Raw genomic sequence first — 25490 nt, forward strand, 5'->3', positions numbered from 1 at the left:
TCGGTTATTCTTCAGCTTGAAGCCAGTTTTTGGGAGAATACGGCGCTTTGGCGCTCACAGCTCGGCCCATGTTTCTGCATTTGGGCACAAGAAGCTGACTCTGCCGCACCCGTATTTCCAAGAGCTTGATTTCATGCCTTCTACACTGCCTCAACAAAAGCCGGTCACGGACGATGCCCAGCACCTGTTCTCCCATCATCCTTATTGGGCGGAATGCTTTGGTACTGCGCCGTTTTTACCTATGTCCCGGGAAGAAATGGATCAACTCGGCTGGGATAGCTGCGACATCATTCTGGTAAACGGTGACGCCTACGTCGATCACCCAAGTTTTGGTGTCGCTGTGATTGGTCGCTTGCTGGAAAGCCAGGGTTTCCGTGTCGGTGTGATTTGTCAGCCGGACTGGAATAATCCGGAAGAATTCATGAAGCTGGGCAAGCCCAACTTCTACTTCGGTGTGTCGGCGGGCAACATGGACTCGCTGATCAACAAGTACACTGCTGACCTCAAGGTACGTTCCGAAGACGCCTACACCCCACACGGTACGCCGGAAAAACGTCCGGACCGTGCGGTGATTGTGTACTCGCAGAAAATCCGCGAAGTGTACAAAGACGTACCGATTGTTATTGGTGGTATTGAGGCCAGCCTGCGCCGTATTGCCCAGTACGATTACTGGAGCGACCAGGTGCGTCGTTCGGTTCTGATCGATTCCGGTGCAGATATTCTGCTGTATGGCAACGCCGAGCGGGCGCTGGTGGAACTGAGCCATCAATTGGCGTCGGGTCGCAAGATCGAAGACGTGATCGACCTGCGCGGCACGGCATTTATTCGTGATTTGCCGCCAGCGGGCTGGACCGAAATTGACTCCACCCGTATCGACTGGCCGGGGCATATCGATGCGCTGCCAAACCCGTACGAGATGAAGGAAGCCAACACGGAGTCCTGTGCTTCTGATCAGCAGGCGAAGGAAGAGGGTGCCGACCCGGACGTGATGCCGGTGAAAATTGTGCCAATGCCACTGCAACGCAAGGTCGAGCACGACAACAGCACCACCTACATTCGTTTGCCGTCGTTCGACAAGGTGCGTAATGACAGTGCCTTGTATGCCCATGCCTCACGGGTGTTGCACCAGGAATCCAATCCGTATAACGCCCGTCCGTTGATGCAGAAGCACGGCAACAAGGAAGTGTGGGTTAACCCACCACCAATCCCACTGGAAACGGACGAAATGGACACCGTGTTCGCACTGCCGTATCAGCGTGTAGCACACCCAAGCTATGGTGATGCGCGCATTCCGGCCTACGAGATGATCCGTTTCTCGGTCAACATCATGCGCGGCTGCTTTGGTGGTTGTACCTTCTGCTCCATTACCGAACACGAAGGCCGCATTATTCAAAGCCGCTCCGAAGACAGCATCATCCGCGAAATTGAAGAAATCCGCGACAAGGTGCCTGGTTTCACCGGTTCCATTTCGGATCTGGGTGGCCCAACCGCCAACATGTACATGCTGAAGTGCAAGAGCCCGACCATTCTGAAGAATTGCCGTCGCTTGTCCTGTGTGTACCCGGGTATTTGTAAAAACCTCGAAACCAGCCACAAGCCGACCACCAATTTGTACCGTCGTGCTCGTGCGCTGCCGGGCATCAAGCGTATCGCCATTGCCTCTGGTCTGCGCTACGACCTGGCGGTGGAAGATCCGGAATACGTACGCGAGCTGGTTACCCATCATGTTGGTGGTTTGCTGAAGATCGCGCCGGAGCACACCGAAGCCAATGTGCTCAACAAGATGATGAAGCCGGGCATGGGCACCTACGACAACTTCAAGCGCATGTTTGACAAGTTCTCGAGAGAAGCCGGTAAGGAGCAGTATCTGATTCCTTACTTTATTGCGGCGCACCCAGGTTCCGACAGCACCGAGATGATGAATCTGGCGCTGTGGCTGAAGCGCAACAAGATGCGGGTGGATCAGGTTCAGACCTTCTATCCATCGCCAATGTCGCTGGCGACGGCGATGTACCACTCCGAGCGTAACCCGCTGCAACGCATGAGTTACAAGAGCCCGAAAATGCACATCTCCCGGGATGTAAATGACCGCCGGGTGCAGAAAGCCTTCTTGCGTTACCACGATGAGCGCAACTGGCCAATGCTGCGTGAAGAGCTGCGCCGTCTGGGTCGCCATGACCTGATCGGCAAAGGCCCGAATGCCCTGATTCCAGACGAAGACATGCCAAATGGCCGTACTCCTCGCCCGGGCTTCAAGGCCAAGGGGCGCGGTAAAACCACTGGGGCGAGTAAAACCCACGGCAAGGCTTCCGGTTATGGCATGAAAGATGGCCGCGGCACACCGGGCAAAACCCATAAGGGGGGTGTCAAGAAAGACGCTGGTCAAGGTCAGGGCGCTGCTAACAAACCAGCAGGCAACAAGTCTGTGGGCAAGCCAGGTACTGGCCGCAGCAAGCCGATCACGTCCAAAGCCCCTGGCAGTAACAAGCCGTCGAATAACGGTGGCAAGCCGGGTGCTCGTAAAGTACGCAAGCTGAAGTAATTCCAGTGCACAATGTGCGTTGCCGGAAATACTGACAAACCAAAGGCCCGCAAGCACAATGCTTGCGGGCCTTTTTTATGCCGGGCTTATTGAATCATCCTCTACAAGGCAGGGAGTCTTTTATGACGACAGCGATTAACAAATTTTGTCCTCGTTCCGGCAAGCCCGTGGTCGACACTTCGCTGACGGAGTACCGCGGGTACACGGTGGGCTTTTGCAACCCGGGTTGTCGGGACGACTTTGCTGCCAACGTGTCCGAGCGGCCAGATGACCGTCGCTACTTTGATGTGGTGATTAAAGAGTCAGAGGGTTGCTGATTCGGATCAGGGCGATTGGCTGCTGATGGTTGGAAACACCGTCTTTATGGTCTACTTTCAGTCCCTTGTTCTGATTCCCAAACAGGGAGACCTTGGTCGTGCCGTCCTCTTTTACCCAACTTCCCATCATTGATATCCGTGGCTTGTACTCTGATAACGAGCATGAACGGCTGGCGGTGGCCGCCGAGCTGAAGCAGGCAGCCTCTGATGTTGGCTTTATGTACATCAAGGGACATCACATCCCTGACGCGGTGACTGATCGTCTATTGGAAGTAACCCGGGAGTTTTTTGCCCAGCCGCTGGCGCGTAAGCAGGAAAGCTATATAGGCCATTCCAGCAATCACAGCGGCTATGTACCAGAAGGGGAGGAGGAGTTTTACTCCAGTCAGCAAGGGATTACCGGTACCGACTTCAAGGAGTCCTACGATATAGGCTTTGAGCTGGATGATCCTTCCGCCCAGAGGCCGATGCTAGGGGCAAACCAGTGGCCGCCGTTACCAGGCTTCAAGGAAGCGGTGTTGGCGTATTACCACGAAGTGTTTCAGCTGGGGCTTGACTTGTTTCGTGGCTTTGCCCTGGCGCTGGGATTGCCCGAGCACACCTTTGTTGAGCAATGCACCCGGCCGCCCAGTCAGTTGCGTATGGTGCATTATCCGTTTAATGCCCAAGCGGTGGATCGCCAGGGGATTGGTGCGCACACCGATTACGAATGCTTCACCCTGTTGCTGCCGACCGCGGATGGTCTTGAAGTTCTGAACGGTGATGGGGTCTGGATTGATGCGCCGGTGAAACCGGGTTGCTATGTAGTGAATGTCGGCGACATGCTGGAACTGCTGTCCAATGGCCGTTTTGTGGCTACGTCCCATCGGGTACGCAAAGTGAAAGAGGAACGCTATTCGTTTCCGCTGTTTTGCAGTCTGGATTATGACACTGTGGTTAAGCCGATATTGCCGCCGCTTTCGGAAGCGACTGCCGATCAATACCAGCCGCTGGTGTGTGGCGACCACCTTTATGCGCAAACCATTCATACCTTTCGTTATATGAAAAAGCGCCTGGCGGAGGGCAAAATTCAGCTACCGGACAGTTCCAAAGCGTTGGCGAGTTTTGGCAAACATGCTCAGTGACGTGGGGCGAGCGAAGCGGCATTTGACGGCAATGGATCAAGACATATTGACCAATTACATGGGGTTACTCTAAAACGATTGACATTGATTCGGTGCCTGTATAGATTCGCTTGCAGCACGAAAGCAAGTCCTGTTTAACAATCTCCATTACGTAGCTCAATTAGTAGTTCTCCGTCCTGTAGTTTTTTAAATCAGCTGTCTTCTCGTTGGCTATCGCTCGCAAGGGCACTAACCAATTTTTTCTACAGGATATATAAAATGTCTAACACAGTTACCGGTACCGTTAAGTGGTTCAACGAAGCTAAAGGCTTTGGTTTCATCGAACAGGAAAACGGCCCAGACGTATTCGCTCACTTCAGCGCCATCACTGGTTCTGGCTTCAAAACTCTGGCTGAAGGCCAGAAAGTTGAGTTCACTGTAACTCAAGGCCAGAAAGGTCCTCAGGCTGAGAACATCGTTGCTCTGTAATAGCAACCTGTTTCGCTGAAGCAAAAGAAAAGCAAGCCATCTGGCTTGCTTTTTTTATGGGCGCTATTCAGCGAACGTCACCGTAAAATCACTCCGCTTGTTCGTACTGCTCCAGCTTGTTGTACAGCGTTTTGACGCTGATCCCCAGCATCTGTGCCGCATTGGTCTTGTTCTGCTGACACGCCGTCAGGGTGTTCATAATCAGCTGACGTTCTGCTTCCCGAATCGACATTCCCGCCGCCAACGAGGCATTGCCACTGGCTTCTGACTCCAACGCTTCGTTGCTGAAGTCTTCCGGGGTAATTGCCCCCAATGACAGTATGTGTGCCCGCTCCACCCGGTGGCGCAGTTCCCGCACATTGCCCGGCCATTGATGGCTCTTGATGATGTTGATGACGGCGTCGGAGAAAAACTTGCTGGTGCCGGTTTCTTCATTGCGAGTGGCCAGAAAATGATGTGCCAGCTCAATCACGTCGTCTCCCCGTTCTCGTAGCGGGGGCAGCTGGATCGGAAAGTGGGCCAGGCGGAAATACAGGTCTTCGCGCAGGTGGCCGTTGTCGATGGCGTCGGCAGGCACCCGGTTGGTGGCTGCGACCACTCGCACCCGGGTATGTCGTGTTACTTCTGAGCCAACCCGACGAAACTCGCCGGTTTCCAGCACCCGCAGCAGCTTGCTTTGCAGCTCCAGCGGCATTTCGGTGATTTCGTCGAGAAACAGGGTGCCATTGCCTCCCTGCTCGAAAAAGCCAATGTGTTGCTGGCTGGCGCCGGTAAATGCGCCTTTTTCGTGGCCAAACAGTTCACTTTCAACCAGTTCTTGCGACAGTGCCGCGCAATTAATAGCAATGAAGGGTGCGTGCACCCGTGGGCTTTGCTGGTGAATCGTGCGTGCGGCAAGTTCTTTGCCGCAGCCACTTTCGCCCACCAACAGCACGTTAGCGTCGGTACGCGATACCCGTCGAATCAGGCGGTAGAGCTTTCGCATGGCGTTGGATGACCCCAGCAGCAATCCATACTGATCCAGGTTAGAGGTGTGCGGAGCCAGGTTGGACGGTTTGCTATGGCGCAGGCGGTACTCACTGGCCAGCTCTTGCAGTACTTCCTTGATGTAGCTGTGATCCAGCGGAGTACGGAAATGGAACGCAACGCCTTCCGCCATCATTTTATCGAGCCACTGGCTCGGGCTGCCGTCAGAGACCACCACCCAGTCGGAATGGGAACCCTGGTCTTCGCTGAACAGGGCGTAATCCTGCTCACACACCTTATGGGTGATCAGCACGTTAAGATCGGTTTGGGCGGGGTTATGGGTATCGGCCAGGGTAAATTTCAGGCTATCCAGCTCTTGTGCGAACAACGCGGTGGCCTGGTTCAATGCGGCAGGCAGCGTATCGCTGGTGTCAAAGGGGTCGTTACCCGGGGTCAGCAAGATCGATGCGCTTGGCATGCCGTCTACTCCCTGTGTTGGCGTATCCGGGGTAAGCCTTTGGGCTCAACCGGAAGGATCTGCCGATGTTTTGGTGAATGAGCCGGATAGCACCGCTCTGTTATACAGGCTCTGATGGCTGGCAGGGAAGCTGGTTCAATAAAAGTTGTACGAGGCCGACAGGGGTTGTCAAATTCTTGAACTGGTTTTGATTGCGAGAATAGTGGGAAACCCGGTTCAGGCGGCGAGGGAGAGTTTGAGGCGGTCGAGCAGCTGCAGACCATTGGCCAGTTCTGACGACATTGTTTGGTTGAAGTTTCGCTGCTGCTGGCTTGTTTGACTGTCTTGCAGCAGGGATCGCCAGCCAACCAGCGTTGCTGACAGGCTGATGATCAGGTGTTCGGTGGCATCTGCCGATTCTGTACCGGTCGCTGCCATCGAGGTTTCCGGCAGCAGGGGGGCTAACCCCAGCTGCTGGTCGGCGACGTTCAGAAAGCGTCCGAGCTGCTGACAGACCTGGCGGGCATGTTGCCGACTGCTCGGCGTTTGCTGCGAGAGATCACAGCGGCACCAGTGTGCGTGTTGCAGTCCGGTTTCAAAGGCGATGCGGGCAACCTTGCTGCTCCAGTTGTGCTGTTGGTTGCGGATGATCAAATCCTTCATGGTGATGGCCTTTGTGGTCACTGTCTGAATCCGTCCGGTTTCTTGCGCCAATTATCCTGAAACAGTAATCCTGAATCAGCAATCCGTATCGCTGGCACCAGCTTCCTGCTTCACGGTTTCACAACCGTCTTCAATGGCGTTACCCGCATCCGTTGCGGCATCTTCTGTTGCATCCTTGGCGTCGTTCCAGGCATCGACGGTGGCGTCTTTGGCGTCATTCATGGCATCAGATGCGTCGTCGGCCATTTCAGATGCGCTGTTCTGGATTTTTTCGCTGGTGGTTTCCTCTTCGGAACAGGCGGTGATACCAGCACTGGCCAGCAAAACGACAAATGCAGGTGCCAGCAGTTTACGAGTGATGGATTGTTCGTTTTTCATGGTGTTTTCCTTCTTCTGAAAATCGTGGTTGGTGATAGATCGATGTGAGTGTTGTGGTTATGAGCGTCGAATCGCCCGGCTTACCAGCGACAGCACAAACAGCACGATAAAGATCATGAACAGGATCTTGGCGATACCGGTGGCTGCGCCTGCAATACCGCCAAATCCGAAGATGGCAGCGACAATCGCGACGATAAAAAACATAACTGACCAGCCAAGCATGGTGTCCTCCTTACCTCGGGGATGAGGTTGTGTTGGTTACGTTGGCTTGTTTCACATAACGCTTACTGACCTTTCAAAGGCTGTGCCAGAAATTAAAAAGTTAATAAAAACAATGGCTTGTGGTGTTTTTGGTATTCCTGGTCAGGTGCTTGAGCAACCGCTTTCAGGAATTTCTTACAGGCTGTAAGGAAAAATTTTCAGACTTTGACGCGGCTGATGGCCGAGTGGCTTGTAGGTGGGGACATCTATTTAATCCGGTGCTCACTCAGGGCTGCCGGATGGTTTCGAATCACGAAGCCGACTTGCAGGCCTGACGGGTCAAGTCAAAAGTCGGCGACACAGAGTCGAGATCATCCGGCAGCCCCCGCAGGGCGCGGGTTGCCGCCGCCCAGTGCGGTGTTGACGAACTTGAAAAGACTCGACCGGACAGGTTCGTCATTTCGCTGCATTCGTCGCCTTGCACTGAACAACGGCAACACTCGCGCACGACTGCATGGGTGCAGGAGGTAGGGCGAAGCAGGAGGCCCGAGCCGAGAGCCGTGCAGGATTAAATAGATGTCCCCAGGTGGAATGAACCAACAAGGGGGTTGCTGCTCACATTGTTTATGTACATTGAAACCCCATCGGCCCGTTAGCCGTTGGGAGGTTAGCAACAGCTTTTGGCTTGGAGGGATGATGCGCCTGTTCCAATACTATTTTCCGTTGTCGGTTATGACGCTGGTGGTTGCCGTGTTGGCGAAAGGCTGGCTGGCAACGTTATTGTTGTTTTGGGCAGGGCTGTCCTTGATGTTGGCGGCGGCAGTGCAGGCCGCGGGTAAACCGGACCGCTGGCGCAAGCGGTTGGATGGCCGCTGCCGTTTGCCGATGTTATTGGCAAGTACGCCGCTGGCCTTCGGGGTGTATTGCTACAGTGCGGTCAATCGCCAGTGGCGCCGTTGGCATGGTGTGCAGCGGGTCGGCAAATATCTGTATTTTGCCTGCGAGCTGACGCCAATGGATATGCGTCGTGTACGGGCCTCAGGCGTCATGGCGGTGCTGGACGTGACTGCGGAATTTCCGGGGCTGGGTTTGTTACGACAGCCTGCTGACATGGACTATCTGGCAGTGCCGGTCGCGCCGGGACGAGCTCCCAGAGAAGATCAATTACGTCGAATGCTGAATTGGCTCGACGCTCATCGTAAAAACGAAACGCCGGTGTTGATTCACAGCGCCCGCGGCAGCTCCAACGCACTGTTTGTGGTGGTTGCCCAGCTGCTGGCATTGAACCCGAAAAAAAGCGCCCGCGAGCTGGTCGAGCAAATGGCCGAGCACATCAAGGGGGTCAAACTCTCAGAGTCGCAACTGGGCGCACTGGAACGCTACCGCCGCGAGGGCGCGATTCAGGCTCTTAATCATGCCTGGATTATTGCCAATCCGGTGGCCGGTGGCGGTAAATGGCACAGCGCCGAGGCCATGGTGCTGGAGCGGCTGGAGAAGTACTTCCGACTGACCGTCACGACCACGACGGAGCGCATTTCGGCTCGGGATTTGGCCATGAAGGCACTGGCGGATCAGGCCGATGTGGTGATTGCCTGTGGCGGTGACGGCACATTGGCCGAAGTCGCCGATGTGATTGCCGACAGTGACGCCGTATTGGGCATGATGCCCCTGGGGACATCGAATTCGTTGTGTTTTTCGTTGTGGGGTGTTGAAGCCAAAGTGCTGCCGGTCGAAACCGCCTGTGATCATATTATTGCGGGCAACGTGCGCTCGGTGGATGTGGCCGATTGCAATGGCCAAACCATGCTGCTGGCGATGGGGGTCGGGTTTGAACAGGCGATGATTTCTGCCGCAGACCGCGGCCGTAAAGATCAGAGCGGGCAGTTTGCCTATCTTCAGGGGCTGTGGGACAGCTTGCAGAAAAATGATATTCAGCAGTTGCGAGTCGCGTTTGACGACGGCGATTTTGAATCTATTGATACTTCATCACTGGTCGTCGCCAATGCCTCACCGTTCAGTGCCTTGCTGGCTCAGGGAGGTGGCAAACCATCCATCAGCGATGGCTTGCTGGATGTTACCTGGTTGGACCCAAGAGAGTCGGCGTCTGAAAACCTGCACAGCCTGGCGCAGCTGCTGATAGCGGGCTTGACCGATACACCGGCCACTGAGTTTGTGCACCATCGCAAGGTCGAGCGTATTCGGCTGCGCGCGGTAGATGGCCGCTCATTGGACTATGTGCTGGATGGCGAAGTGTTGGCGTCCACGGAAATCGATTTGTGCGTGCACGCCAGGTCACTCGATATTCTGTCGCCCGCTGCTGTGGATAGTGCTCAGGCATAAAGGGCTGGGGGTAATCCCCAGAGACAAAAACAGGCAGCTAACAGGCTAGGGACCCTCTGAAAAACCCGGTGCCCGCTCTGGATTACAGGGCGACGCTGAATCACGAAGCTGATTTGCAGGCTTGATGGGTCAAGTCAAAAATCAGCGACACAGAGTCAGCAATGCCCTGCCATCTCCGTAGGGCGCGGCCTGCATACCGCCAGAACAGCGTTGGCGAACCTGCGCGGCCCGATTTGGAAAGGTCTAGCCATTCCGCTGCATTCGCCGCGGGGTTGTTGTAGTGAGCCAATGACAACCTGCAGGACTCGCGCACGACTGTATGGATGCAGGAGGTAGGGCGAAGCAGGAAGCCAGAGCCGAGAGCTGTGCAGAGTTATTCAGAGGGTCCCTAGAACAAGGTAATGTCTTCGTCGTCGTCATCCTCGTTATTGCTGTTGCCCGACTGTGCAGGGGACGATGCCTGTTTTGTCGCTGAAACCGCCTGTGTGCTGAAGTCTGTTTCCGCTTCAGGCTCAGCTGGGCTTGACTCGATGCCGTCCAATCCTGCCGTTGTGGCGGCTGCGGTCACAGGTATCGCGGCAGCCATGCCGTTTTGCGCTGTTCGCGTGGAATTTGTGGCGGCGTTTGTGACTGTGTTGTGGTCGCTGGTTTGTTCAGGAGCCAGCTCATCAGCCGAATCCAGATTGTCGATGGTGCTGAGGTCAAAATAGCCAACAGCCTGATCCAGCGCTTGTGCCAACAGGCCCAGCTCACGGCTGCTCTGCTGATTCATTTCCGAACCCTGCTGGCCTTTGGCCGTTTCATTCAAAATGCTGTTCAGGTTGATGTCGATGTTCTGAATGGCAACGGTTTGCTCGTTGGTCAGGGTGGCAATCTGCTGGTTGCCGTAGCTGATCTGGTGCATCAGGTCGGTGATGATATCCAGAGTCTTACCGGACTCCCGACCAATCTCGAGTACCAGATTGGCGTTGCTGGTGCTCTCTTTCATGGCCTCAACGGCCTGCTCGGTTCCTTCAATAATCTTGTAAATAATTTGCGTGATCTGGGTGGTGGATTCTTCCGTACGTTTGGCTAGCGAGCGTACCTCGTCTGCAACCACGGCAAAACCACGACCGGACTCACCCGCTCGAGCGGCTTCAATTGCCGCATTCAGGGCCAGCAGGTTGGTTTGTTCGGCAATGCTGCGGATTACATCCAGCACGCCGTGGATGTTGCTGATGTCAGACGCCAGGGTCGACATTTTGGTCGAGGTGCTGTCCAGCAGCTGGTTGAGGCTTTGCATGGCGTCGATGCTTTCAGCCACTTTGGCTTTGCTGCGCTGGGACTCTTCGTCGCCGGTACGGGAGGCTTCTGCCGCCTTGACGGTAGCGGCCTGCATCTGCAAAAACGCGGTGCCAATGCTGGTAACAGCGTCTACAGATTCCGAAATGGCCGCCTGCTGGTTATGAACGCCGTCGCTCATATTGCCAGCCAGCTTACTCAGCTTGGTGGCGTTGTTGGAGATCCGGTTGGTGCTGCTGGCAATTTGGGCAATGGTGGCACCCAGACCGTTTTGCATGTCATCCAGCGCCTGTAACAGCTGGCTGCCTTCGTCATTGCCGGTGACTCGAATACGGTTGTTGAGCTTGCCGTCGGCAATGTTTCTTGCGGTCTCCATGGCGTATGACAGCCGCCCCAGCAGCGGCCGGGTAATAAAGTACAGCGCTGCACTGATCAACAGCGTAGCGGTGATGGTGCCGATCACGCCTACTAGCAGCAGGGTGTTTTGCAGATGGTGAATCGTCTCCAGATACAGCTGTTTGGGCAGGGCAAACACCAACGTCAGCTCACCTGCTACCAAATGGGCAAAGGAGGCTTTGTACAGGTTGCCTTCCAGCTCCAGCAGCCCAATACCGTTTTCCTGTTTCAGTGAATCGGCGAAGAACTTCGCTGAGGATTCCTGCTTGGTGAAATCCAACGACAGAATCATGTCGTCACGGTTGCTGGCGAACACCACGCCGTCCTTGTTCAACAATAGGGTGATGACGCCTTCATCCAGTGAGCCGAGGGCTTCTTGTGAGGCGTTAGCCAAATCGATCGGCATACCCAGTGAGCCAATCAATTTGCCGGTAAAACGGTCGGTGATGGGACTGGTATGAAAGATGATTGGACGATCGGTGATCGGCGAAATCATGGTGTCTTCCATATGTGGAACATCCGACAGCAGTTGTGCGGTGATCGGATTGGATTCTTCAAAGATGTAGTCTTCGGACAGGCCACCAATGCCATCGGCGATGATCAAACGCCCATTGGTGATAAAAATGTTTTCGTACACCCCCTCGGTGGATTGATGAATCTTGCCCAAATAGTCACGCACGTTTTGCTGCGTGCCTTCGTGCACTTCGCCCATCAGATCGTATTCTTCCGCCAGCCCTACGACTGATGGCACGTTGGTGGTGGCGATGGCCTGGTTTTTAAGGCTTTTGAAAATAGCGTCCAGCTGATGACGTTTTTCATAGGCTGCCATGCGGATATCGCGCTCGATTTCTTCTTCAATGGCTGCCACTGAGGTTTCGATACTGATCCAGAGGGTGATGCCCATCAGAACACCCAGACACAAGGCCGAGGCGATGGACACTTTGAGGAAAAGAATGTTTTTTGAGGCGCTGCGCGGCACGGTATTCTGCTGACTCATCGTTTGGGCTATCTCACCTTATTGACGCTGAATCCGACGATCGGGTTTTCAGAAAAGCTCAGTCAGCCAAACGGCGGAGTTCACTTTGCTCCACTAACAATAGGCCACTGACCATAGCTGGTGGCGACAAACCGGCATGTGATGTTTGTAGCTTGGGGCTGGTGTCAGCAAAGGGAGGAATGGCAGCTATGAAAATTAACCGGCGCGCTGTTCCGGTTGATGCTTTGCGGTGTTCTGAGAAGCGTTGTTCAGCGCTACTCAGGGTGTAAGCTAGGAGCTCTGATTTTTTTGGCCTGATTGAATGGATTAACGGCATTATGTCGCGTAAGAAAATACAACGCCAAACTGCGTTGCTGGAACAGCTGGCAGTGTCACCGACCATGAGGGTGAATGCGCTGGCACAGTTGTTTGCGGTGACCACCGAAACTATCCGGCGGGATCTGGAGGAATTGGCGGAACAGGGCATGATCAGCCGCACGTATGGCGGTGCCGTGATTAGGCAAGCGCTTGAGCCGGTGGTGTCGGAGCGGCACAAGCTGTATCTGGCTGAGCGCACCCGTATTGCGCAAGCAGCGATGGATCAGTTGCAGGACGCCCGGGTCATTATGATGGGTTCGGGTGCTACCACTGCTGAAGTTGCCCGTCAGATGGCGCGGCAGCTGAATGATAAAACCGTGATTACTCATGCGTTCGGCGTTGCCAAAGCGCTGGCCAACAACCCCAGCATGGAAATCATCATGGCGCCCGGCAGCTATCACGAAGGGGAAGCGGCCACGCATGGGGCCATGACCCAGCGCTTTGTCAGTCAATATCAGGCGGATGTGGCGGTGCTGGGGGCATCTGGGCTGGATGTCGATGGCTGCAGTGACGCCTTGATGGATGCTGCCGAAGTGTACAAATCCATGGTTCAGCAAAGTAGCCGGGTGGTGCTGGTGGCCGATCATTCCAAGTTCGACAGAGTGGCGCTGGCCCGTTGGTGTGGCTGGTCTCAGCTGGACTGTGTGATTTCAGATCGGCAGCCCGAATTACCGCTTCAACAACGCATTGAGCAAAGCCGGGCTGACTTTGTAGTGGCTCCCTGATGAGTGGTAAGCGAAAACTGGTTTGAAATTGCACAGCGGTTTTGTGATACATTTCGCGTTACGGGCAGGTAATGCGCCCGTTTGATCCACATAGGGGATAGAGTGTTGCCGATTAAGCAAGACTGCTGGTCGAGCTGCCCCTTTTGTGATCGGCTGTACGGATGTTCATGAACGAACCTCCGTGATGGGATTTTCGAATTTCAGGGATGAGTATGAACAAAGCACTTCTGATTTCTTGTCTGGTGGCTCTGGCGAGTTGTTCTGGCCTGCAAACGGCACAACAAGGACAGAGCTATTCTCTCGGTATTTACGACTACAACGCCCCGAATGGGGAAGTACAACGTGGTCGTGAAATACTGGTCACCGACTTCTTCTACCGCAATGATGAGCAGGTTGACCCGCGTAAAGGGTTACAGCTGAAAGCCATCGATATTGGCGCGGGTCATCGTCCGATCAAGGTACAACCTCAAGACATTCGCAGTTTCCATGCGGATCTGGAACATATGCTGAAGGCAGCCGACGGCGAGGCCATTGGTCGGCCGATGGCGGGTTATTCGTTACGCCGTGAAGCAGTGCGGGAACAGCAGTTTTTGAGCATTCGCAATCAGGATGAAAGCTATGAGTTACGCTTGGCGGATGCCGAGCGCATTCAGCGGTTGGTACGGCAGCTGATGGAAGACAATGAGTCTGGCGGCGAGTGACGCCGCCAGATTTTATTTGCTCAGTCGACAGTTGATTTTCTCAGCGCGACTCGCATTGCGGTAAGGAAAAAATCTACCTCACGGTCGTTCAACGTCATGGACGGGCGTAGCTTCAGCGTTGCACCTGACAGTCCCGCTGCGCCACTCAATACCCTCTGTTGTTTTAGCTGCTCTATCAAGTGTTTGGTTGTACTGGCGCAGGGCTGACCGACTGCGTTTTGTATATCGACACCAATAAACAGCCCCTGACCACGCACTTCGGCCAACGCCGGGTATTCCCTGGCCAGTTGCGCCAGTCCCTGTTTCAGCTCCTTGCCGCGCTGGCTGGCATTGGCCAACAGATCTTCCTGTCGCAACACCTGCAATACGGCCAAGCCCACCGCACAGGCCACCGGATTACCGCCGAAGGTATTAAAGTAGCCGGTGGTTTGGCAAAAATCGGCCAGCAGAGTTGGTCGGGTCACCATGGCAGCCATGGGAAAACCATTGCCCATGGGTTTACCCATGGTCACCACATCCGGTACCAGGCCGTGAAATTGAAACCCCCAGAAATGGCTACCAAGCCGCCCAAAGCCCGGCTGAACTTCGTCCGCAAGGTACAAGCCACCGACACGTTTGACGGCGGCCACGGCATCGGACAGAAACCCCTGAGGTGCGGTGTGAATACCATCGGATGAAAAGACCGAGTCGACCAGCAAACCGGCGACGCCATGACCGCGCTGTTGCAGGGTGTCGATGGCTAGCTGAACATCGCGGGCAAAGCCCTGCCGAATGGCCAATTCAGCCTGCTGCGGGTCTGTAATGTCTGCTGCGTAATACGACTTGGCCGGGGCCGGTACCGTTACCACATGGTCTGGCAGCTGGCCGCGTTTCAGCGAAGAAGGCGATACGTCGGTTACCAGTGCAGTGTTGCCATGGTAGGCGGCTTCCGTAACGATGAATCCGCGAGCACCACTGTGGGCCATGGCCACACGCATTGCCAGGTCGTTGGCTTCACTGCCTGAGCAGGTCAGCATCACGTTGGACAGCTCGGCAGGGAGTTGTGCTTTCAGAGCTTCCAGATATTCGTCGACCACATCTACCAGATAGCGGGTGTGGGTGTTGAGTTTGCCCAGCTGCTGGCTGACGGCTTCGGTTACTGCCGGGTGGCTGTGGCCAATGCAGGGTACGTTGTTGTAGCAGTCGAGGTATTGGGTGCCATCAGCAGCCTGCATCCAGGCCCCTTGGGCAGACACCATTTCAATCGGTTGCTGGTAGAACAGCACCGCCGCCGCGCCCTGATTGGCAAGCCGACGTTTTGCCGCCGGGGTTTGCGCGCTGTGATGATCAAAGGCGTTCATGTCCAGGATGCCTTTGTTGGCGTCATGGCTACGGCTTTGGGTATGGCTTTGTTTCACGGCAGTGTTGCAGGTGCTGGAAGCACTGGAAGTGGGAGAGTTGATCATGCCTCACTGACCTCCGCAGAATGTGCCTGTAAATACGCTTTTGCCAGTGCCACTGTACCCTGGGTATAGCGCTCATGACCGGCTTCAGCCGCCGTCTCGGTTTCGGCATGGGATGCCACCCAGGCGGTAAGCAGCATGCGGCGGAACATGATGAAGTCGGGCAGCATGGCTTCGTGCTCTGGCGCCAGTTCTCGTACGCGGCGGTAGCCGCGTAGCCAGGCTTGCTGAAGTTGCGGAACCTGCGGAGAGTCTTCAAAAAACGAGATGGCCGACGCAAAGTCGTACATAAACCAGCTGAAGCCTGCATCGTCAAAATCAATCACCGCCAATTGATCTTCCTGAACCAGCAGGTTGGCCAATCGAAGGTCGGTGTGAATCAGGCCGAATCGGTCGGCTCCGTCACCGTAGTCAGCCAGACGTTGTTGCAGCACACCCAGCAGCTGTTGCAGCACCTGTTTGCCGTCCTGATCCAATCCGGCGGCGGCTTGCCAGTCACCCCATAAAGGCGCGTCGCCAAAGGCCGATGCAAAGTCCCAACGTTTTCGTACAAAACCATCTGGCAGCGGCCAATGGCGGCTGTGTTGATGCAAGTGGGCGGAAATGGCACCCAGGGTTTCAAACCCTGCTGTGAGGTCGTCGTTGGGGTTTGGCTCAGCGCCTGGCATGAATTCAAAGGCGACGACGTAGCGGCTGGCGCCGTGATCATCAAAGCGAGCGATCAGTGGGTCTTCGTGGGGCGGTGCTTTATGTCGCGGCAGTGGAGCTGGGGTGGTGACCAGCTGACTGGCTTTCAGCGCCTGAATCCATTCCAATTCCGAGCGAATCTCCGCCTCGCTGTGATAGTCCGGGCGATGCACCCGTACAATAAAGCGATTCAGGCCTTCTGTTGTGGTAGTGGACTCAAATGTTGGATCTTCCACAATAAATGTGGCGTTTTCCGATAAGGTCAACAATTTCACCTGAGCCTTGGGACTGGCTCCCCATTCACTGATAAGTGATTCGACACCGTGCTTCAGTCGTTGCACAAACTGCTCATCGTAGATCTTGGTCATGCTGGTTGCCTGCCATTTTGCTGAGGTTTGGGCCATCCTGTCATGGCTTGGTATGTCTTCCGAGTGTGAAATCTGTAATTTGCAAGTTCGACAACTTTGGCATATTGGCATGTCGTTTTTGTGGTTCTTGAAAGATTTTTCATTGAAACGACGTTGCTGATTCCACATTCTGAAATGAATCCGAACACGGGGTTCGGTATCCAGAGGGACCTCTGAAGACACGTTACCGAAGTTATTGCAGAGCGGTTGGTAGCGGTAGCCAGAGAGCCCGTTCAAGCGGAGGACGTATGCTAACGTCAATTCAGAACAGGGTAGTGATCGTTACGGGTGGTTCCAAAGGCATTGGTAAAGGCATTGCCTCGGTGTTTGCTCGCCAGGGCGCCAAGGTAATGATCGCCGCCAGAGGCATGGCAGATGCTGAGGCCGCGGTGGCCGAGATCGTGGCAGCAGGGGGCACAGCGGCGTGTTGCAAGACGGACGTGGCCGATTGGCAGTCGGTGAAGAACATGGTGAAAATCACCGAAGCGGAGTTTGGCCCGGTCGATATCCTTTGTGCCAACGCCGGTATTTTTCCTCAAATCAAACTGATTGATATGGAGCCGGATGACTGGGATTCAGTGATGGCGACCAACCTCAAAAGCACCTTCTTGTGTGTAAAAGCCTGTATTCCGTCGTTTGAACGGGCGGGTAAAGGGCGCGTGGTGGTGACCTCGTCGATTACCGGGCCCATCACCGGTTATCCGGGCTGGGCTCACTACGGTGCATCAAAAGCCGGACAGCTGGGCTTCCTGAAAACCGCTGCCATGGAACTGGCACGTTACGACACCACCATCAATGCGGTGATGCCGGGCAACATTATGACCGAGGGCTTGCAGGACCTGGGGCAGGAGTATCTGGACACCATGGCGGCGTCGATTCCGTTGAAGCGCTTGGGAGCAGTGGAAGACATCGGTAACGCAGCGCTGTTTTTTGCGTCTGACGAAGCCTCGTACATCACCGGCCAGCAAATAGTGGTGGATGGCGGTCAGATTTTGCCGGAAAGTCTGGAGTCGCTTAGCGATATCTGACTTCCGGTTCCAAAAGTAGAGGGAGTCGCTGAATGACGGCTCCCTTCTTGTTTCATCCAATTCCGATGTCTAATCATCCGATGGATCAAAATCAGCGGCACTGTGTCGCTCAGCCATGTGTGGCGCATCGTCGCCCCAGATTTTGTTCACCCGAACGCCGCGTCTTACTGCCGGGCGGGCGTCCATGGCCTTGGCCCAGCGCACCACGTGGGTGTAGCTGGAAACATCGAGAAACTCGGCAGCATTGTACAAACGGCCAAGCACCAGGCCGCCGTACCAGGGCCAAATAGCCATGTCGGCAATGCTGTAGTCGTCACCGCAGATCCATTGGTTTGTGGCCAAATGCTGGTCCAGCACATCCAGCTGACGTTTCACCTCCATGGTGAAGCGATTGATTGGGTATTCGTATTTTTCGGGCGCGTAGGCATAGAAATGGCCAAATCCGCCGCCCAGAAACGGCGCACTACCCATTTGCCAGAACAGCCAGTTGAAGCATTCTGTGCGATCTGCCGCCGTGTTTGGCACAAAGCGGCCGAACTTTTCAGCCAGATACATCAGGATAGAACCCGACTCGAACACCCGTTGTGGAGGGTTCGTGCTGTGATCCATCAAGGCCGGAATTTTTGAGTTGGGGTTGGCTGCCACAAAGCCAGAGCTGAACTGATCGCCCTCCAGAATATTGGCCAGCCAGGCATCGTATTCGGCGTCGGCAACACCGGCTTCCAGCAACTCTTCCAACAGGATGGTGACCTTTTGGCCATTTGGCGTTGCCAGCGAGTACAGCTGCAAGGCATGTTCGCCGGTTGGCAGCGTTTGCTCGTGGGTGGCACCCGCGGTTGGTCGGTTGATGTTGGCAAATTTACCGCCATTACCCGGGTTCCACTGCCACACCGCCGGCGGCGTGTAGGTGTTGTCTGTCATCGTCTTGCTCCCTGAAATTTGCTTCATGATAAATCACTGCGCGTTGTTGGCGACGCGACAGTGATTTCCACGAGGGTTAGGACCCTCTGAATAACTCGGTGCCCGCTCTGGATGACAGGGCGAAGCTGAGTCACGAAGCTGGTTTGCAGGCCTGGCGGGTCAAGTTAAAAATCAGCGACACAGAGTCAGCAATGCCCTGCCATCCCCTTCGGGCGCGGCCTGCAGGCCGCTAGAACGGTGTTGGCGAATTTGGAAAGGGCCAGCCATTCCGCTGCATTCGCCGCCTTGTTCTTACGACCTGCAGGACTCGCGCAGAGCTGTGCAGAGTTATCCAGATGGTCCTTGGGGTTATTTGGCTTCGCTGTAGCGTTCCAGCCAGTGAGCATAAGACGCCGGCAATACCCAGGAAGGCTTGTCGATACCCAGCTCTTTGGCGGCGTAATATGGCCAGTGTGGATTGGCCAGGTGCGCTCGGCCAATCATCACCAGATCGAGTTTCTGTTCAGCGACCATGGCCTCGGCCGTGGCTGGCAGATCGAATCCCCATGCAGAAGACACCGGGATCTCCGCTTCGTCACGAACGCGCTTGGCGATGTCGCCCAAAAAGGCCGGACCCCATGGAATCTGCGCATCTGGCGTGCTGAATCCCATGCTGACACTGAGCATATCCAGACCAATCTGTTTGAACTGACGGGTCAGGCCAATGGCTTCGGCAAGGGTCTCTTCGTCACGACCATCAAACTCCAATACCCCGAAGCGGGCGGTGAAAGGCAGGCTCTGCGGCCATACGTCTCGTACTGCTTGCATGGTTTCCAGCAGGAAACGGCTGCGGTTGTCGATCGAGCCGCCGTATTCGTCGTCGCGCTGATTGGCATGTACCGAGAAAAAGCTTTGCGCCAGATAACCATGGGCAAAGTGTAGCTCCAACCATTCGTAGCCAGCTTCTAACGCACGTTTGGCGGCGCTGACAAAGTCATCCCGGACCCGTTGAATATCGTCGTGGGTCATTTCCTGCGGCACTTTGGGCAGATGCTCACTGAAGGCCACCGCCGACGGAGAAATGGTGTCCCAGCCGCCTTCAGAGGCTTCCATAATATGGTCGTCGCCTTCCCACGGGCGATTGGCGCTGGCTTTGCGGCCAGCGTGGGCAATCTGAATCCCCGGTACGGCTCCGGCTGCCTTGATGGAGCGAACGATCTGCTGGTGGCCTTCTACCTGGCCGTCTTCCCACAGACCCAGGCACCCCGGCGTAATACGACCGTCAGGAGAAACGCCGGTGGCTTCGACAATCACCAGACCAGCACCGCCACGGGCCAGCGCGCCGTAGTGAACCTGGTGCCAGTCGTTGGTGTAGCCATCAACAGCCTGATACTGACACATGGGTGGGATCGCAATGCGGTTACGCAAGGTGACGTCTTTCAGGGTAAAGGGTGTAAACAGTTCGCTCATGTCGGTTTCCTTTGGAAATAACGGAAAGTGGATCAATGGGGAGATCCTATGGCGTTCTTGTGATAAGTTGAACCATCGATGACTTATAACTTTTATAAGAGATTCTAATGATTAATCCGCAATGGCTTCGTTCTTTCGCCACTCTGGCATCGGAAGGCAATTTCACTCGTACGGCCGATCAGCTGGGGCTGACGCAGGCGGCGGTCAGTCAGCACATTCGGCATCTGGAAGATGAGCATGGCATTTTGTTGATTCGTCGTCCGCGCAGTGTCGAACTGACGCCAGCGGGGAAGGTGATGTTGCAGTACTGGCAAGACATGCAGCTGGCGCATGAGCGGATGCAGCACCGTATGGCTGACCATGAAGCATTGGCGGGTGAGGTGCGGCTGATAACGCCGGGCAGTGTGGGTTTGCTTTTATACCGTTATCTTATCGGTCTGCAAGCTCAGACACCGTCGCTGCGAATCCATCATCGCTTTGCGCCGGACGCCGAAGTGGAGCAGTCGGTGGTGGATGGCTGCCATGAGCTGGGTGTGTTGCCCTATCAGCCTGAGGACAGCCGTTTGGAAAGTCGTTTGTTCTGCATGGAACCGTTGGAGCTGGTAGTGCCAGCAGGGGCGGATGTGACCGGCTGGAAAGATCTGCAGGCGTTGGGCTACATCGGCCACCCTGATGGCAAGGCGATGGCCACGCGGCTGCTGGCGCGTGTGTTCCCCGGTTGTCCATCGTTGGATCAATTGCCGTGTCGTGGCTTTGTCAATCAGATCTCCTTGATCCTGGAGCCGGTGGTGCTTGGCCTGGGCTTCACGGTAATACCTCGTTATGCCCGCCAGGCGTTTGCTAATCAGGAAGGTATTCAGGTGGTGCCGGCGCCTGTGGTGGTGCGGGATTCTCTCTATCTGATTCATCGCAATGACTGGCCATTATCGCGCCGGGCGGAGTTTGTAATTGGGTCGTTGCATCAGTCCCTTTGTGAAGTGGACGGCTACTTCAAACCGCCGTGTGTCAGCTGTGATTAAGCGCCTTTTACATTTTTTCAGGAAACTGTCGTTCGTTTTCAGGCTCTTTGAAAGAGTGCCTTCATGTGAATGTTCAAACATTAGCCATCGGTAGGCCAAGCGCCGCGCTGAATAAAATGGTGCCGCTTTTTTGCTGGTCGGTAGGCCGGTTTTGTGTGAGTGTGTCTTACCTTGGAGGCCACCCGGCACTGGAAGCAAGGGAACGGAGTACCGAGCCGTGGTATCAGGAATCTGTGCCGGTCAATGTCGACTGGATGCAGTAGCAGGAATTGTGCGCGCAGCGTTAACGAAGACGCTGTGCCTTTTAGGAGTTTGGCTGTGAATACGGAAAAGCGGGCGGTTATATTTGCCCTGATGGCAGTGCTTTGCTGGTCGACGGTGGCGACCGCGTTCAAACTGGCGTTAGAAGAACTCTCTCCTCGCTGGATGCTGACCATTGCGGTGATCAGTTCCTGGTGCGTGCTGTCGGCGGTGTTGATTCACCGCTCACAGCTTTCAATGGCCTTGGCGTCGTTTCGCAGTCACGGTTTCTCTTATGCCCGTCAGGCCTTGATCAATCCGGTGTTCTATTACCTGATTCTGTTCGAAGCCTATAACCTCTTGCCGGCTCAGCAAGCGCAGGCGATCAACTACACCTGGGCTATTACCATGAGCGTCTTGGCGGTGCCTCTTCTCGGTCAGAAACTGTTCCCGAGAGACATTGTGGCGCTGATTCTGGCCTACCTTGGTGTGCTGGTGATTGCTACCAAGGGCAATGTGTTTGGGCTGGAGTTTGAGTCGCTGGCTGGGGTTGGTTTGGCGCTGCTGAGTACCTTGCTGTGGGCCATGTACTGGATTTTGAATACCCGTGCCGCCCAGCGGGGTGAGCAATTGGAGCCGGCCATCAGCCTGTGGGCCAGTTTTACGCTGGCCATCCCGGTGCTGTTGGCCATTGCCATTGCATGGGACGGCGCGCCGTTTTCAGTCAATGAAGTTGGTACTTTGAAAGAGGTTGCTGAGGGCGGCGAGGCCATTGAGCCAAACCTGTTCAAAGGCATTGCTGCCTCTGTTTACATTGGTCTGTTTGAAATGGGGATCACCTTCCTGTTGTGGCAAACCGCCATGAACCTGACCAAGCAAACGGCTGCCATCAGTTCGCTGATTTTCCTCAGCCCGTTCCTGTCATTGATTTTTATCAGCCGGATTCTGGGTGAGCCGGTGCATATGGCAACCCTTGTTGGGCTAGTGTTGATCATTGCCGGGCTGGTGATTCAGAAGCTTTCCTTTGGCAAAAAGAAAGCGCCGGTGGATCAAGAGGAAGCACTGGCGGCTCACGAGTAGAGTGTTCTGGCCTTGCAGGTTCAGAACCGGGAATCAAAAAAGCCCCCGACCGTTACCAGTCGGGGGCTTTTTCTTGTTCTCAAGCCGCTGCTTGCGGCTACGAACCCTTGATCAGTGTTGCAATACCTGACTCAGGAACAACTGCAGACGATCCGTTTGTGGGTTGTCGAAGAACTCATCTGGCGTGTTTTCTTCAACAATTTCACCGCCATCCATGAAGATTACGCGGTCGGCCACTTTCTTGGCGAAGCCCATTTCGTGGGTAACACAGATCATGGTCATACCTTCTTCAGCCAGCTCAACCATAACGTCCAGTACTTCCTTAACCATTTCAGGGTCAAGTGCAGACGTTGGTTCGTCGAACAGCATGATTTCCGGGCTCATACACAGCGAGCGAGCTACGGCAACACGCTGCTGCTGACCACCGGAAAGCTGGCCTGGATATTTAAGTGCCTGGTTGGCGATTTTTACACGCTCCAGGTACTTCATTGCCGTCGCTTCCGCTTCTTCCTTCGGTTTCTTCTGTACCCAGATTGGGCCGATGGTGAGGTTTTCCAGAATGGTCAGGTGTGGGAACAGGTTAAAGTGCTGGAACACCATACCCACGTCCTTACGGATGGCTTCGATGTTTTTCACGTCATCGATCATTTCAATGCCGTTTACGAACATCTGGCCTTTCTGGAATTCTTCCAGACGGTTGATGCAGCGAATCATCGTGGACTTACCGGAACCGGAAGGACCACATACCACGATACGCTCACCTTTCTTCACCTTCAGGCTCACGTCTTTCAGTACATGGAAGTCACCGTACCACTTGTTCATCTTGTCGATGGTGATGATGTCTTCCTGGCTGGCATCTGTCGCAGATGTAATGTGTTCAGTTGTCATAATTCTTGATTCCTGCTTCAGGAGCGGTGGCTGGTGTCGAGTTTACGTTCAATGTGGGCAGCTACAGAGGACATGCTGAAGCAGCATACCCAGTAAACCACGGCCACAAACAGGTAGGCTTCGGTCGAGAAACCACCCAGCCAGTTGGAGTTTGTCAGGGCGTTCTGTGCGGTGCTGAGGACTTCAAAAATACCGATAATCATCAGGAAGGTGGTGTTTTTGAACAGCATTACAGCGGTTGCCAGAATGTTAGGCATGGAGACCTTGATCACCTGTGGCAGGATCACCAGCAAGGTCGTCTGCCAGAAGCTCAGGCCCAGTGCGTCGGCCGCTTCGTACTGGCCTTGTGGGATCGCTGCGAAACCACCGCGATACACTTCAGCCATGTAGCCCGCCATAAACAGGGTCAGAACGATCCAAACCCGCAGCAGCTTATCGACATTGGTACCTTCCGGGAAGAACAGCGGCAGCATCACCGAGCCCATGAAAAACAGGGCCAGAACGGGCGTACCACGGAAGAACTCAATCAGAATCACACAAATACTGCGCGCCATCGGCATTTGGGAGCGACGACCCAGTGCCCACAGGAAGCCCAGTGGCATACCCAGAATGATACTGGCAGCAGCCAGGAACAGGTTCAGGGCAAAGCCACCCCAGTAATCGGTAGCAACGTAGTCCAGACCCAGCAGACGACCATCCAGAATGATGATGGCGATGAAAGGCAGGGCCAGCAGCATGGCAATATCAACCTTGTTGCGCAGGTGCTTTGGCAGCCAGAACGGTGATGCCAGGGTGCCAAACAGCAATACCAGGCTGAGGTTTACACGCCACAGCGACTCGGTTGGGTAGCTTCCGTACAGCAGAGGTTGCAACCAAACCTTGATAAACACCCAGCACGCACCGTCACCGGTACAGTCGGCCTGGGTTGAGCCACTCAGGTTGGCGTCGAAGAACAGCCAGTTGAACAGCGGTGGCAGCAAGGTCATCAGCAGGGCAACCACACCGATGGTTACCAGGCTGTTGAGCCAGCCAGAGAACAGGTTTTCGCGCAGCCAGGCGTAGGCACCGGTAGAGGTAACTGGCGCTGGTTGAGCCGGGCTGGGTTCAAAAACCCGTGCTTGAGTGCCCATGGCACCCGTAGTTGTCTTGGTCATGATTACTTCCTCTCTACCAGGGCAACGCGACGGTTAAACCAGTTCATGCAGAACGAAATGGTCATGTTGACGGCGAAGTACACCGCAATGGTCATAAAGACGATTTCAATCGCCTGACCCGTCTGGTTCAGGGAGGTACCTACAAACACGGTAAACAGATCCGGATAACCAATGGCCGTCGCCAGCGTGGAGTTCTTGACCAGCGACTGATATTCACTGTTGAGCAGAGGAACGATCACGCGCATGGCTTGCGGCACGATGATCAACTTCATGATCTTGCTGTCTTTCAGACCGATGCTGCGAGCCGCTTCGGTTTGGCCTTTAGGCACGGACTGAATACCGGCACGTACAGCCTCTGCAATAAAAGCACCGGTGTAGATGGTGAGCGCAATCGCCAACGCCATCAGTTCGGGAATGATGGTAATGCCACCGCGAAAGTTAAAGCCTTTCAGTTCCGGGTATTCCAGGTGGAAAGGAACGCCCATTACCAGTGTGGCCAGAATTGGCAGGCCCAGCAGTATGGCCAGCGAGATGCGGAACGTTGGCAGCTGGGTACCTTCCAGATCCTGCTTCTTTTTGGCATAACGAACAAAGAACCAGGTGCCTACAACGGCAACGGCCATGGCAACGTAAACCACCATTGCACCGGGCTCCTCCAGTGGTTTTGGCAGGTAAAGACCGCGGATGTTAAGGAAGAAAGCATCGCCAAGGTTGAGGCTGTTACGAGCATTGGGCAGTGCCGCCAGCACTGCGAAGTACCAGAAGAATACTTGCAGCAGCAACGGGATGTTTCGGAAGGTTTCTACGTACACCACAGACGCCTTGCGAATCAGCCAGTTTGGCGAGAAATAGGCAACGCCCATGATAAAACCAACGATGGTGGCCAGAACGATACCGATGGCGCTGACCAGAACCGTGTTCAGCAAGCCAACGTAAAAGGTATCGAGGTAGGTATAGCTGGCATCGTAAGGAATCAACGACATCAGAATGTCGAAGCCGGCCGTCGTGGTCAGGAAGTCGAAACCGGTCTTGATGCCGCGAGCTTCCATGTTGGCCAGAGTGTTACCAATAATGGTCAGCAGGAAATAGCCAAGCGCCGCTACCAACAAAATCTGGTAGAAAACCGCTCGGATATGAGGATTGTTATAAAACGCCGGGGCAGATCCTTGCCCTTTAGTTGAGCTGGATGCGTTTGTCATAATTATCTCTTGGTGGAATTACCCGCCGCAGAACAGCGGCGGGCAGGTGTAGCGGAATAAACC

22 protein-coding genes are annotated in these 25490 nt (G+C 55.0%); 10 read left to right on the top strand and 12 right to left on the bottom strand.

What is annotated here, in order from left to right:
• The first annotated feature begins 133 nt into the window (after positions 1–133).
• The 4 genes from ACXADJ_RS04205 (at position 134) to ACXADJ_RS04220 (ending at position 4451) form a co-directional block, all read left to right on the top strand.
• On the top strand, positions 134–2542 hold the full coding sequence (locus ACXADJ_RS04205) for a YgiQ family radical SAM protein (RefSeq protein WP_475063445.1): 2409 nt from the start codon (positions 134–136) through the stop codon (positions 2540–2542).
• A gap of 122 nt (positions 2543–2664) precedes the next feature.
• Positions 2665–2859, top strand: coding sequence for a hypothetical protein (locus ACXADJ_RS04210; protein WP_475063447.1), 195 nt, complete (start codon positions 2665–2667; stop codon positions 2857–2859).
• Positions 2860–2957: 98 nt separating this feature from the next.
• On the top strand, positions 2958–3983 hold the full coding sequence (locus ACXADJ_RS04215; RefSeq protein ID WP_475063449.1) for an isopenicillin N synthase family dioxygenase: 1026 nt from the start codon (positions 2958–2960) through the stop codon (positions 3981–3983).
• Positions 3984–4241: 258 nt separating this feature from the next.
• Positions 4242–4451, top strand: coding sequence for a cold-shock protein (locus tag ACXADJ_RS04220; protein ID WP_028294237.1), 210 nt, complete (start codon positions 4242–4244; stop codon positions 4449–4451).
• 88 nt (positions 4452–4539) lie between these two features.
• Here ACXADJ_RS04220 and ACXADJ_RS04225 read toward each other — a convergent pair whose 3' ends face one another.
• The 4 genes from ACXADJ_RS04225 to ACXADJ_RS04240 form a co-directional block, all read right to left on the bottom strand.
• Positions 4540–5895, bottom strand: a complete 1356-nt coding sequence (locus tag ACXADJ_RS04225) for a sigma-54 interaction domain-containing protein (RefSeq protein WP_475063452.1) — start codon at positions 5893–5895, stop codon at positions 4540–4542.
• Between the two features lie 216 nt (positions 5896–6111).
• On the bottom strand, positions 6112–6558 hold the full coding sequence (locus ACXADJ_RS04230) for a hypothetical protein (protein WP_475063454.1): 447 nt from the start codon (positions 6556–6558) through the stop codon (positions 6112–6114).
• Between the two features lie 54 nt (positions 6559–6612).
• Entirely contained in the window at positions 6613–6915 is a 303-nt protein-coding gene (locus ACXADJ_RS04235) for a hypothetical protein (protein ID WP_475063456.1), read from the bottom strand.
• Positions 6916–6972: 57 nt separating this feature from the next.
• A complete protein-coding gene (locus ACXADJ_RS04240; RefSeq protein ID WP_475063458.1) occupies positions 6973–7137 on the bottom strand; it encodes a DUF1328 domain-containing protein in 165 nt (54 codons plus the stop codon).
• A 675-nt stretch (positions 7138–7812) separates the two neighbouring features.
• Between ACXADJ_RS04240 and ACXADJ_RS04245 the strand changes: the two genes are divergently transcribed.
• On the top strand, positions 7813–9456 hold the full coding sequence (locus tag ACXADJ_RS04245; protein WP_475063460.1) for a diacylglycerol kinase family protein: 1644 nt from the start codon (positions 7813–7815) through the stop codon (positions 9454–9456).
• A 388-nt stretch (positions 9457–9844) separates the two neighbouring features.
• Here ACXADJ_RS04245 and ACXADJ_RS04250 read toward each other — a convergent pair whose 3' ends face one another.
• On the bottom strand, positions 9845–12130 hold the full coding sequence (locus ACXADJ_RS04250) for a methyl-accepting chemotaxis protein (protein ID WP_475063462.1): 2286 nt from the start codon (positions 12128–12130) through the stop codon (positions 9845–9847).
• Positions 12131–12447: 317 nt separating this feature from the next.
• On the opposite strand from ACXADJ_RS04250, the gene ACXADJ_RS04255 reads away from it, so the two are divergent.
• Together ACXADJ_RS04255 and ACXADJ_RS04260 are read left to right on the top strand one after the other, a co-directional pair.
• On the top strand, positions 12448–13212 hold the full coding sequence (locus ACXADJ_RS04255; RefSeq protein WP_475063464.1) for a DeoR/GlpR family DNA-binding transcription regulator: 765 nt from the start codon (positions 12448–12450) through the stop codon (positions 13210–13212).
• Between the two features lie 212 nt (positions 13213–13424).
• Positions 13425–13913, top strand: coding sequence for a hypothetical protein (locus ACXADJ_RS04260; RefSeq protein ID WP_475063466.1), 489 nt, complete (start codon positions 13425–13427; stop codon positions 13911–13913).
• 20 nt (positions 13914–13933) lie between these two features.
• Here ACXADJ_RS04260 and ACXADJ_RS04265 read toward each other — a convergent pair whose 3' ends face one another.
• Both ACXADJ_RS04265 and ACXADJ_RS04270 read right to left on the bottom strand, forming a co-directional pair.
• A complete protein-coding gene (locus ACXADJ_RS04265; protein ID WP_475063468.1) occupies positions 13934–15358 on the bottom strand; it encodes an aspartate aminotransferase family protein in 1425 nt (474 codons plus the stop codon).
• Positions 15355–16410, bottom strand: a complete 1056-nt coding sequence (locus ACXADJ_RS04270) for a phosphotransferase enzyme family protein (RefSeq protein WP_475063470.1) — start codon at positions 16408–16410, stop codon at positions 15355–15357. The genes ACXADJ_RS04265 and ACXADJ_RS04270 overlap by 4 nt, the downstream gene beginning before the upstream one ends.
• 287 nt (positions 16411–16697) lie before the next feature.
• Between ACXADJ_RS04270 and fabG the strand changes: the two genes are divergently transcribed.
• Positions 16698–17477: a 3-oxoacyl-ACP reductase FabG gene (gene fabG / locus ACXADJ_RS04275; protein WP_475063472.1), complete on the top strand. Its 780-nt coding sequence runs from the start codon at positions 16698–16700 to the stop codon at positions 17475–17477.
• 69 nt (positions 17478–17546) lie between these two features.
• Here the strand turns inward: fabG and yghU are convergent, their stop codons facing one another.
• Together yghU and ACXADJ_RS04285 are read right to left on the bottom strand one after the other, a co-directional pair.
• Positions 17547–18398 (bottom strand): glutathione-dependent disulfide-bond oxidoreductase, encoded by an 852-nt coding sequence (gene yghU / locus ACXADJ_RS04280; RefSeq protein ID WP_475063474.1) that lies wholly within the window; start codon positions 18396–18398, stop codon positions 17547–17549.
• Positions 18399–18746: 348 nt separating this feature from the next.
• Positions 18747–19847 carry an NADH:flavin oxidoreductase/NADH oxidase gene (locus tag ACXADJ_RS04285; protein ID WP_475063476.1) on the bottom strand — a complete coding sequence of 367 codons (1101 nt, stop codon included), beginning with the start codon at positions 19845–19847 and terminating at the stop codon, positions 18747–18749.
• 107 nt (positions 19848–19954) lie between these two features.
• Between ACXADJ_RS04285 and ACXADJ_RS04290 the strand changes: the two genes are divergently transcribed.
• Together ACXADJ_RS04290 and ACXADJ_RS04295 are read left to right on the top strand one after the other, a co-directional pair.
• Positions 19955–20866 (top strand): LysR family transcriptional regulator, encoded by a 912-nt coding sequence (locus ACXADJ_RS04290; RefSeq protein ID WP_475063478.1) that lies wholly within the window; start codon positions 19955–19957, stop codon positions 20864–20866.
• A 318-nt stretch (positions 20867–21184) separates the two neighbouring features.
• Entirely contained in the window at positions 21185–22186 is a 1002-nt protein-coding gene (locus ACXADJ_RS04295) for a DMT family transporter (RefSeq protein ID WP_475063481.1), read from the top strand.
• 111 nt (positions 22187–22297) lie between these two features.
• Here the strand turns inward: ACXADJ_RS04295 and ACXADJ_RS04300 are convergent, their stop codons facing one another.
• The 3 genes from ACXADJ_RS04300 to ACXADJ_RS04310 are packed head-to-tail and all read right to left on the bottom strand — an operon-like array spanning position 22298 to position 25427.
• Positions 22298–23074: an amino acid ABC transporter ATP-binding protein gene (locus ACXADJ_RS04300; RefSeq protein ID WP_051219455.1), complete on the bottom strand. Its 777-nt coding sequence runs from the start codon at positions 23072–23074 to the stop codon at positions 22298–22300.
• A 17-nt stretch (positions 23075–23091) separates the two neighbouring features.
• Complete coding sequence (locus ACXADJ_RS04305) at positions 23092–24228, bottom strand: amino acid ABC transporter permease (protein WP_245582676.1); 1137 nt, start codon at positions 24226–24228, stop codon at positions 23092–23094.
• Between the two features lie 2 nt (positions 24229–24230).
• Positions 24231–25427 carry an amino acid ABC transporter permease gene (locus ACXADJ_RS04310; RefSeq protein ID WP_036536686.1) on the bottom strand — a complete coding sequence of 399 codons (1197 nt, stop codon included), beginning with the start codon at positions 25425–25427 and terminating at the stop codon, positions 24231–24233.
• Between the last annotated feature and the right edge of the window lie 63 nt (positions 25428–25490).

This window comes from Oceanobacter sp. ABM4_470 (assembly GCF_056158645.1).

What these genes read in the sequence shown, in the direction of transcription:
- ACXADJ_RS04270 (WP_475063470.1), bottom strand. Translation starts at nt 16,410, where the DNA reads ATGACCAAGATCTACGATGAGCAGTTTGTGCAACGACTGAAGCACGGT.
- yghU (WP_475063474.1), bottom strand. Translation starts at nt 18,398, where the DNA reads ATGACAGACAACACCTACACGCCGCCGGCGGTGTGGCAGTGGAACCCG.
- ACXADJ_RS04240 (WP_475063458.1), bottom strand. Translation starts at nt 7,137, where the DNA reads ATGCTTGGCTGGTCAGTTATGTTTTTTATCGTCGCGATTGTCGCTGCC.
- ACXADJ_RS04290 (WP_475063478.1), top strand. Translation starts at nt 19,955, where the DNA reads ATGATTAATCCGCAATGGCTTCGTTCTTTCGCCACTCTGGCATCGGAA.
- ACXADJ_RS04225 (WP_475063452.1), bottom strand. Translation starts at nt 5,895, where the DNA reads ATGCCAAGCGCATCGATCTTGCTGACCCCGGGTAACGACCCCTTTGAC.
- fabG (WP_475063472.1), top strand. Translation starts at nt 16,698, where the DNA reads ATGCTAACGTCAATTCAGAACAGGGTAGTGATCGTTACGGGTGGTTCC.
- ACXADJ_RS04205 (WP_475063445.1), top strand. Translation starts at nt 134, where the DNA reads ATGCCTTCTACACTGCCTCAACAAAAGCCGGTCACGGACGATGCCCAG.
- ACXADJ_RS04235 (WP_475063456.1), bottom strand. Translation starts at nt 6,915, where the DNA reads ATGAAAAACGAACAATCCATCACTCGTAAACTGCTGGCACCTGCATTT.
- ACXADJ_RS04310 (WP_036536686.1), bottom strand. Translation starts at nt 25,427, where the DNA reads ATGACAAACGCATCCAGCTCAACTAAAGGGCAAGGATCTGCCCCGGCG.
- ACXADJ_RS04210 (WP_475063447.1), top strand. Translation starts at nt 2,665, where the DNA reads ATGACGACAGCGATTAACAAATTTTGTCCTCGTTCCGGCAAGCCCGTG.
- ACXADJ_RS04285 (WP_475063476.1), bottom strand. Translation starts at nt 19,847, where the DNA reads ATGAGCGAACTGTTTACACCCTTTACCCTGAAAGACGTCACCTTGCGT.
- ACXADJ_RS04255 (WP_475063464.1), top strand. Translation starts at nt 12,448, where the DNA reads ATGTCGCGTAAGAAAATACAACGCCAAACTGCGTTGCTGGAACAGCTG.
- ACXADJ_RS04220 (WP_028294237.1), top strand. Translation starts at nt 4,242, where the DNA reads ATGTCTAACACAGTTACCGGTACCGTTAAGTGGTTCAACGAAGCTAAA.
- ACXADJ_RS04245 (WP_475063460.1), top strand. Translation starts at nt 7,813, where the DNA reads ATGCGCCTGTTCCAATACTATTTTCCGTTGTCGGTTATGACGCTGGTG.
- ACXADJ_RS04300 (WP_051219455.1), bottom strand. Translation starts at nt 23,074, where the DNA reads ATGACAACTGAACACATTACATCTGCGACAGATGCCAGCCAGGAAGAC.
- ACXADJ_RS04260 (WP_475063466.1), top strand. Translation starts at nt 13,425, where the DNA reads ATGAACAAAGCACTTCTGATTTCTTGTCTGGTGGCTCTGGCGAGTTGT.
- ACXADJ_RS04250 (WP_475063462.1), bottom strand. Translation starts at nt 12,130, where the DNA reads ATGAGTCAGCAGAATACCGTGCCGCGCAGCGCCTCAAAAAACATTCTT.
- ACXADJ_RS04305 (WP_245582676.1), bottom strand. Translation starts at nt 24,228, where the DNA reads ATGACCAAGACAACTACGGGTGCCATGGGCACTCAAGCACGGGTTTTT.
- ACXADJ_RS04265 (WP_475063468.1), bottom strand. Translation starts at nt 15,358, where the DNA reads ATGATCAACTCTCCCACTTCCAGTGCTTCCAGCACCTGCAACACTGCC.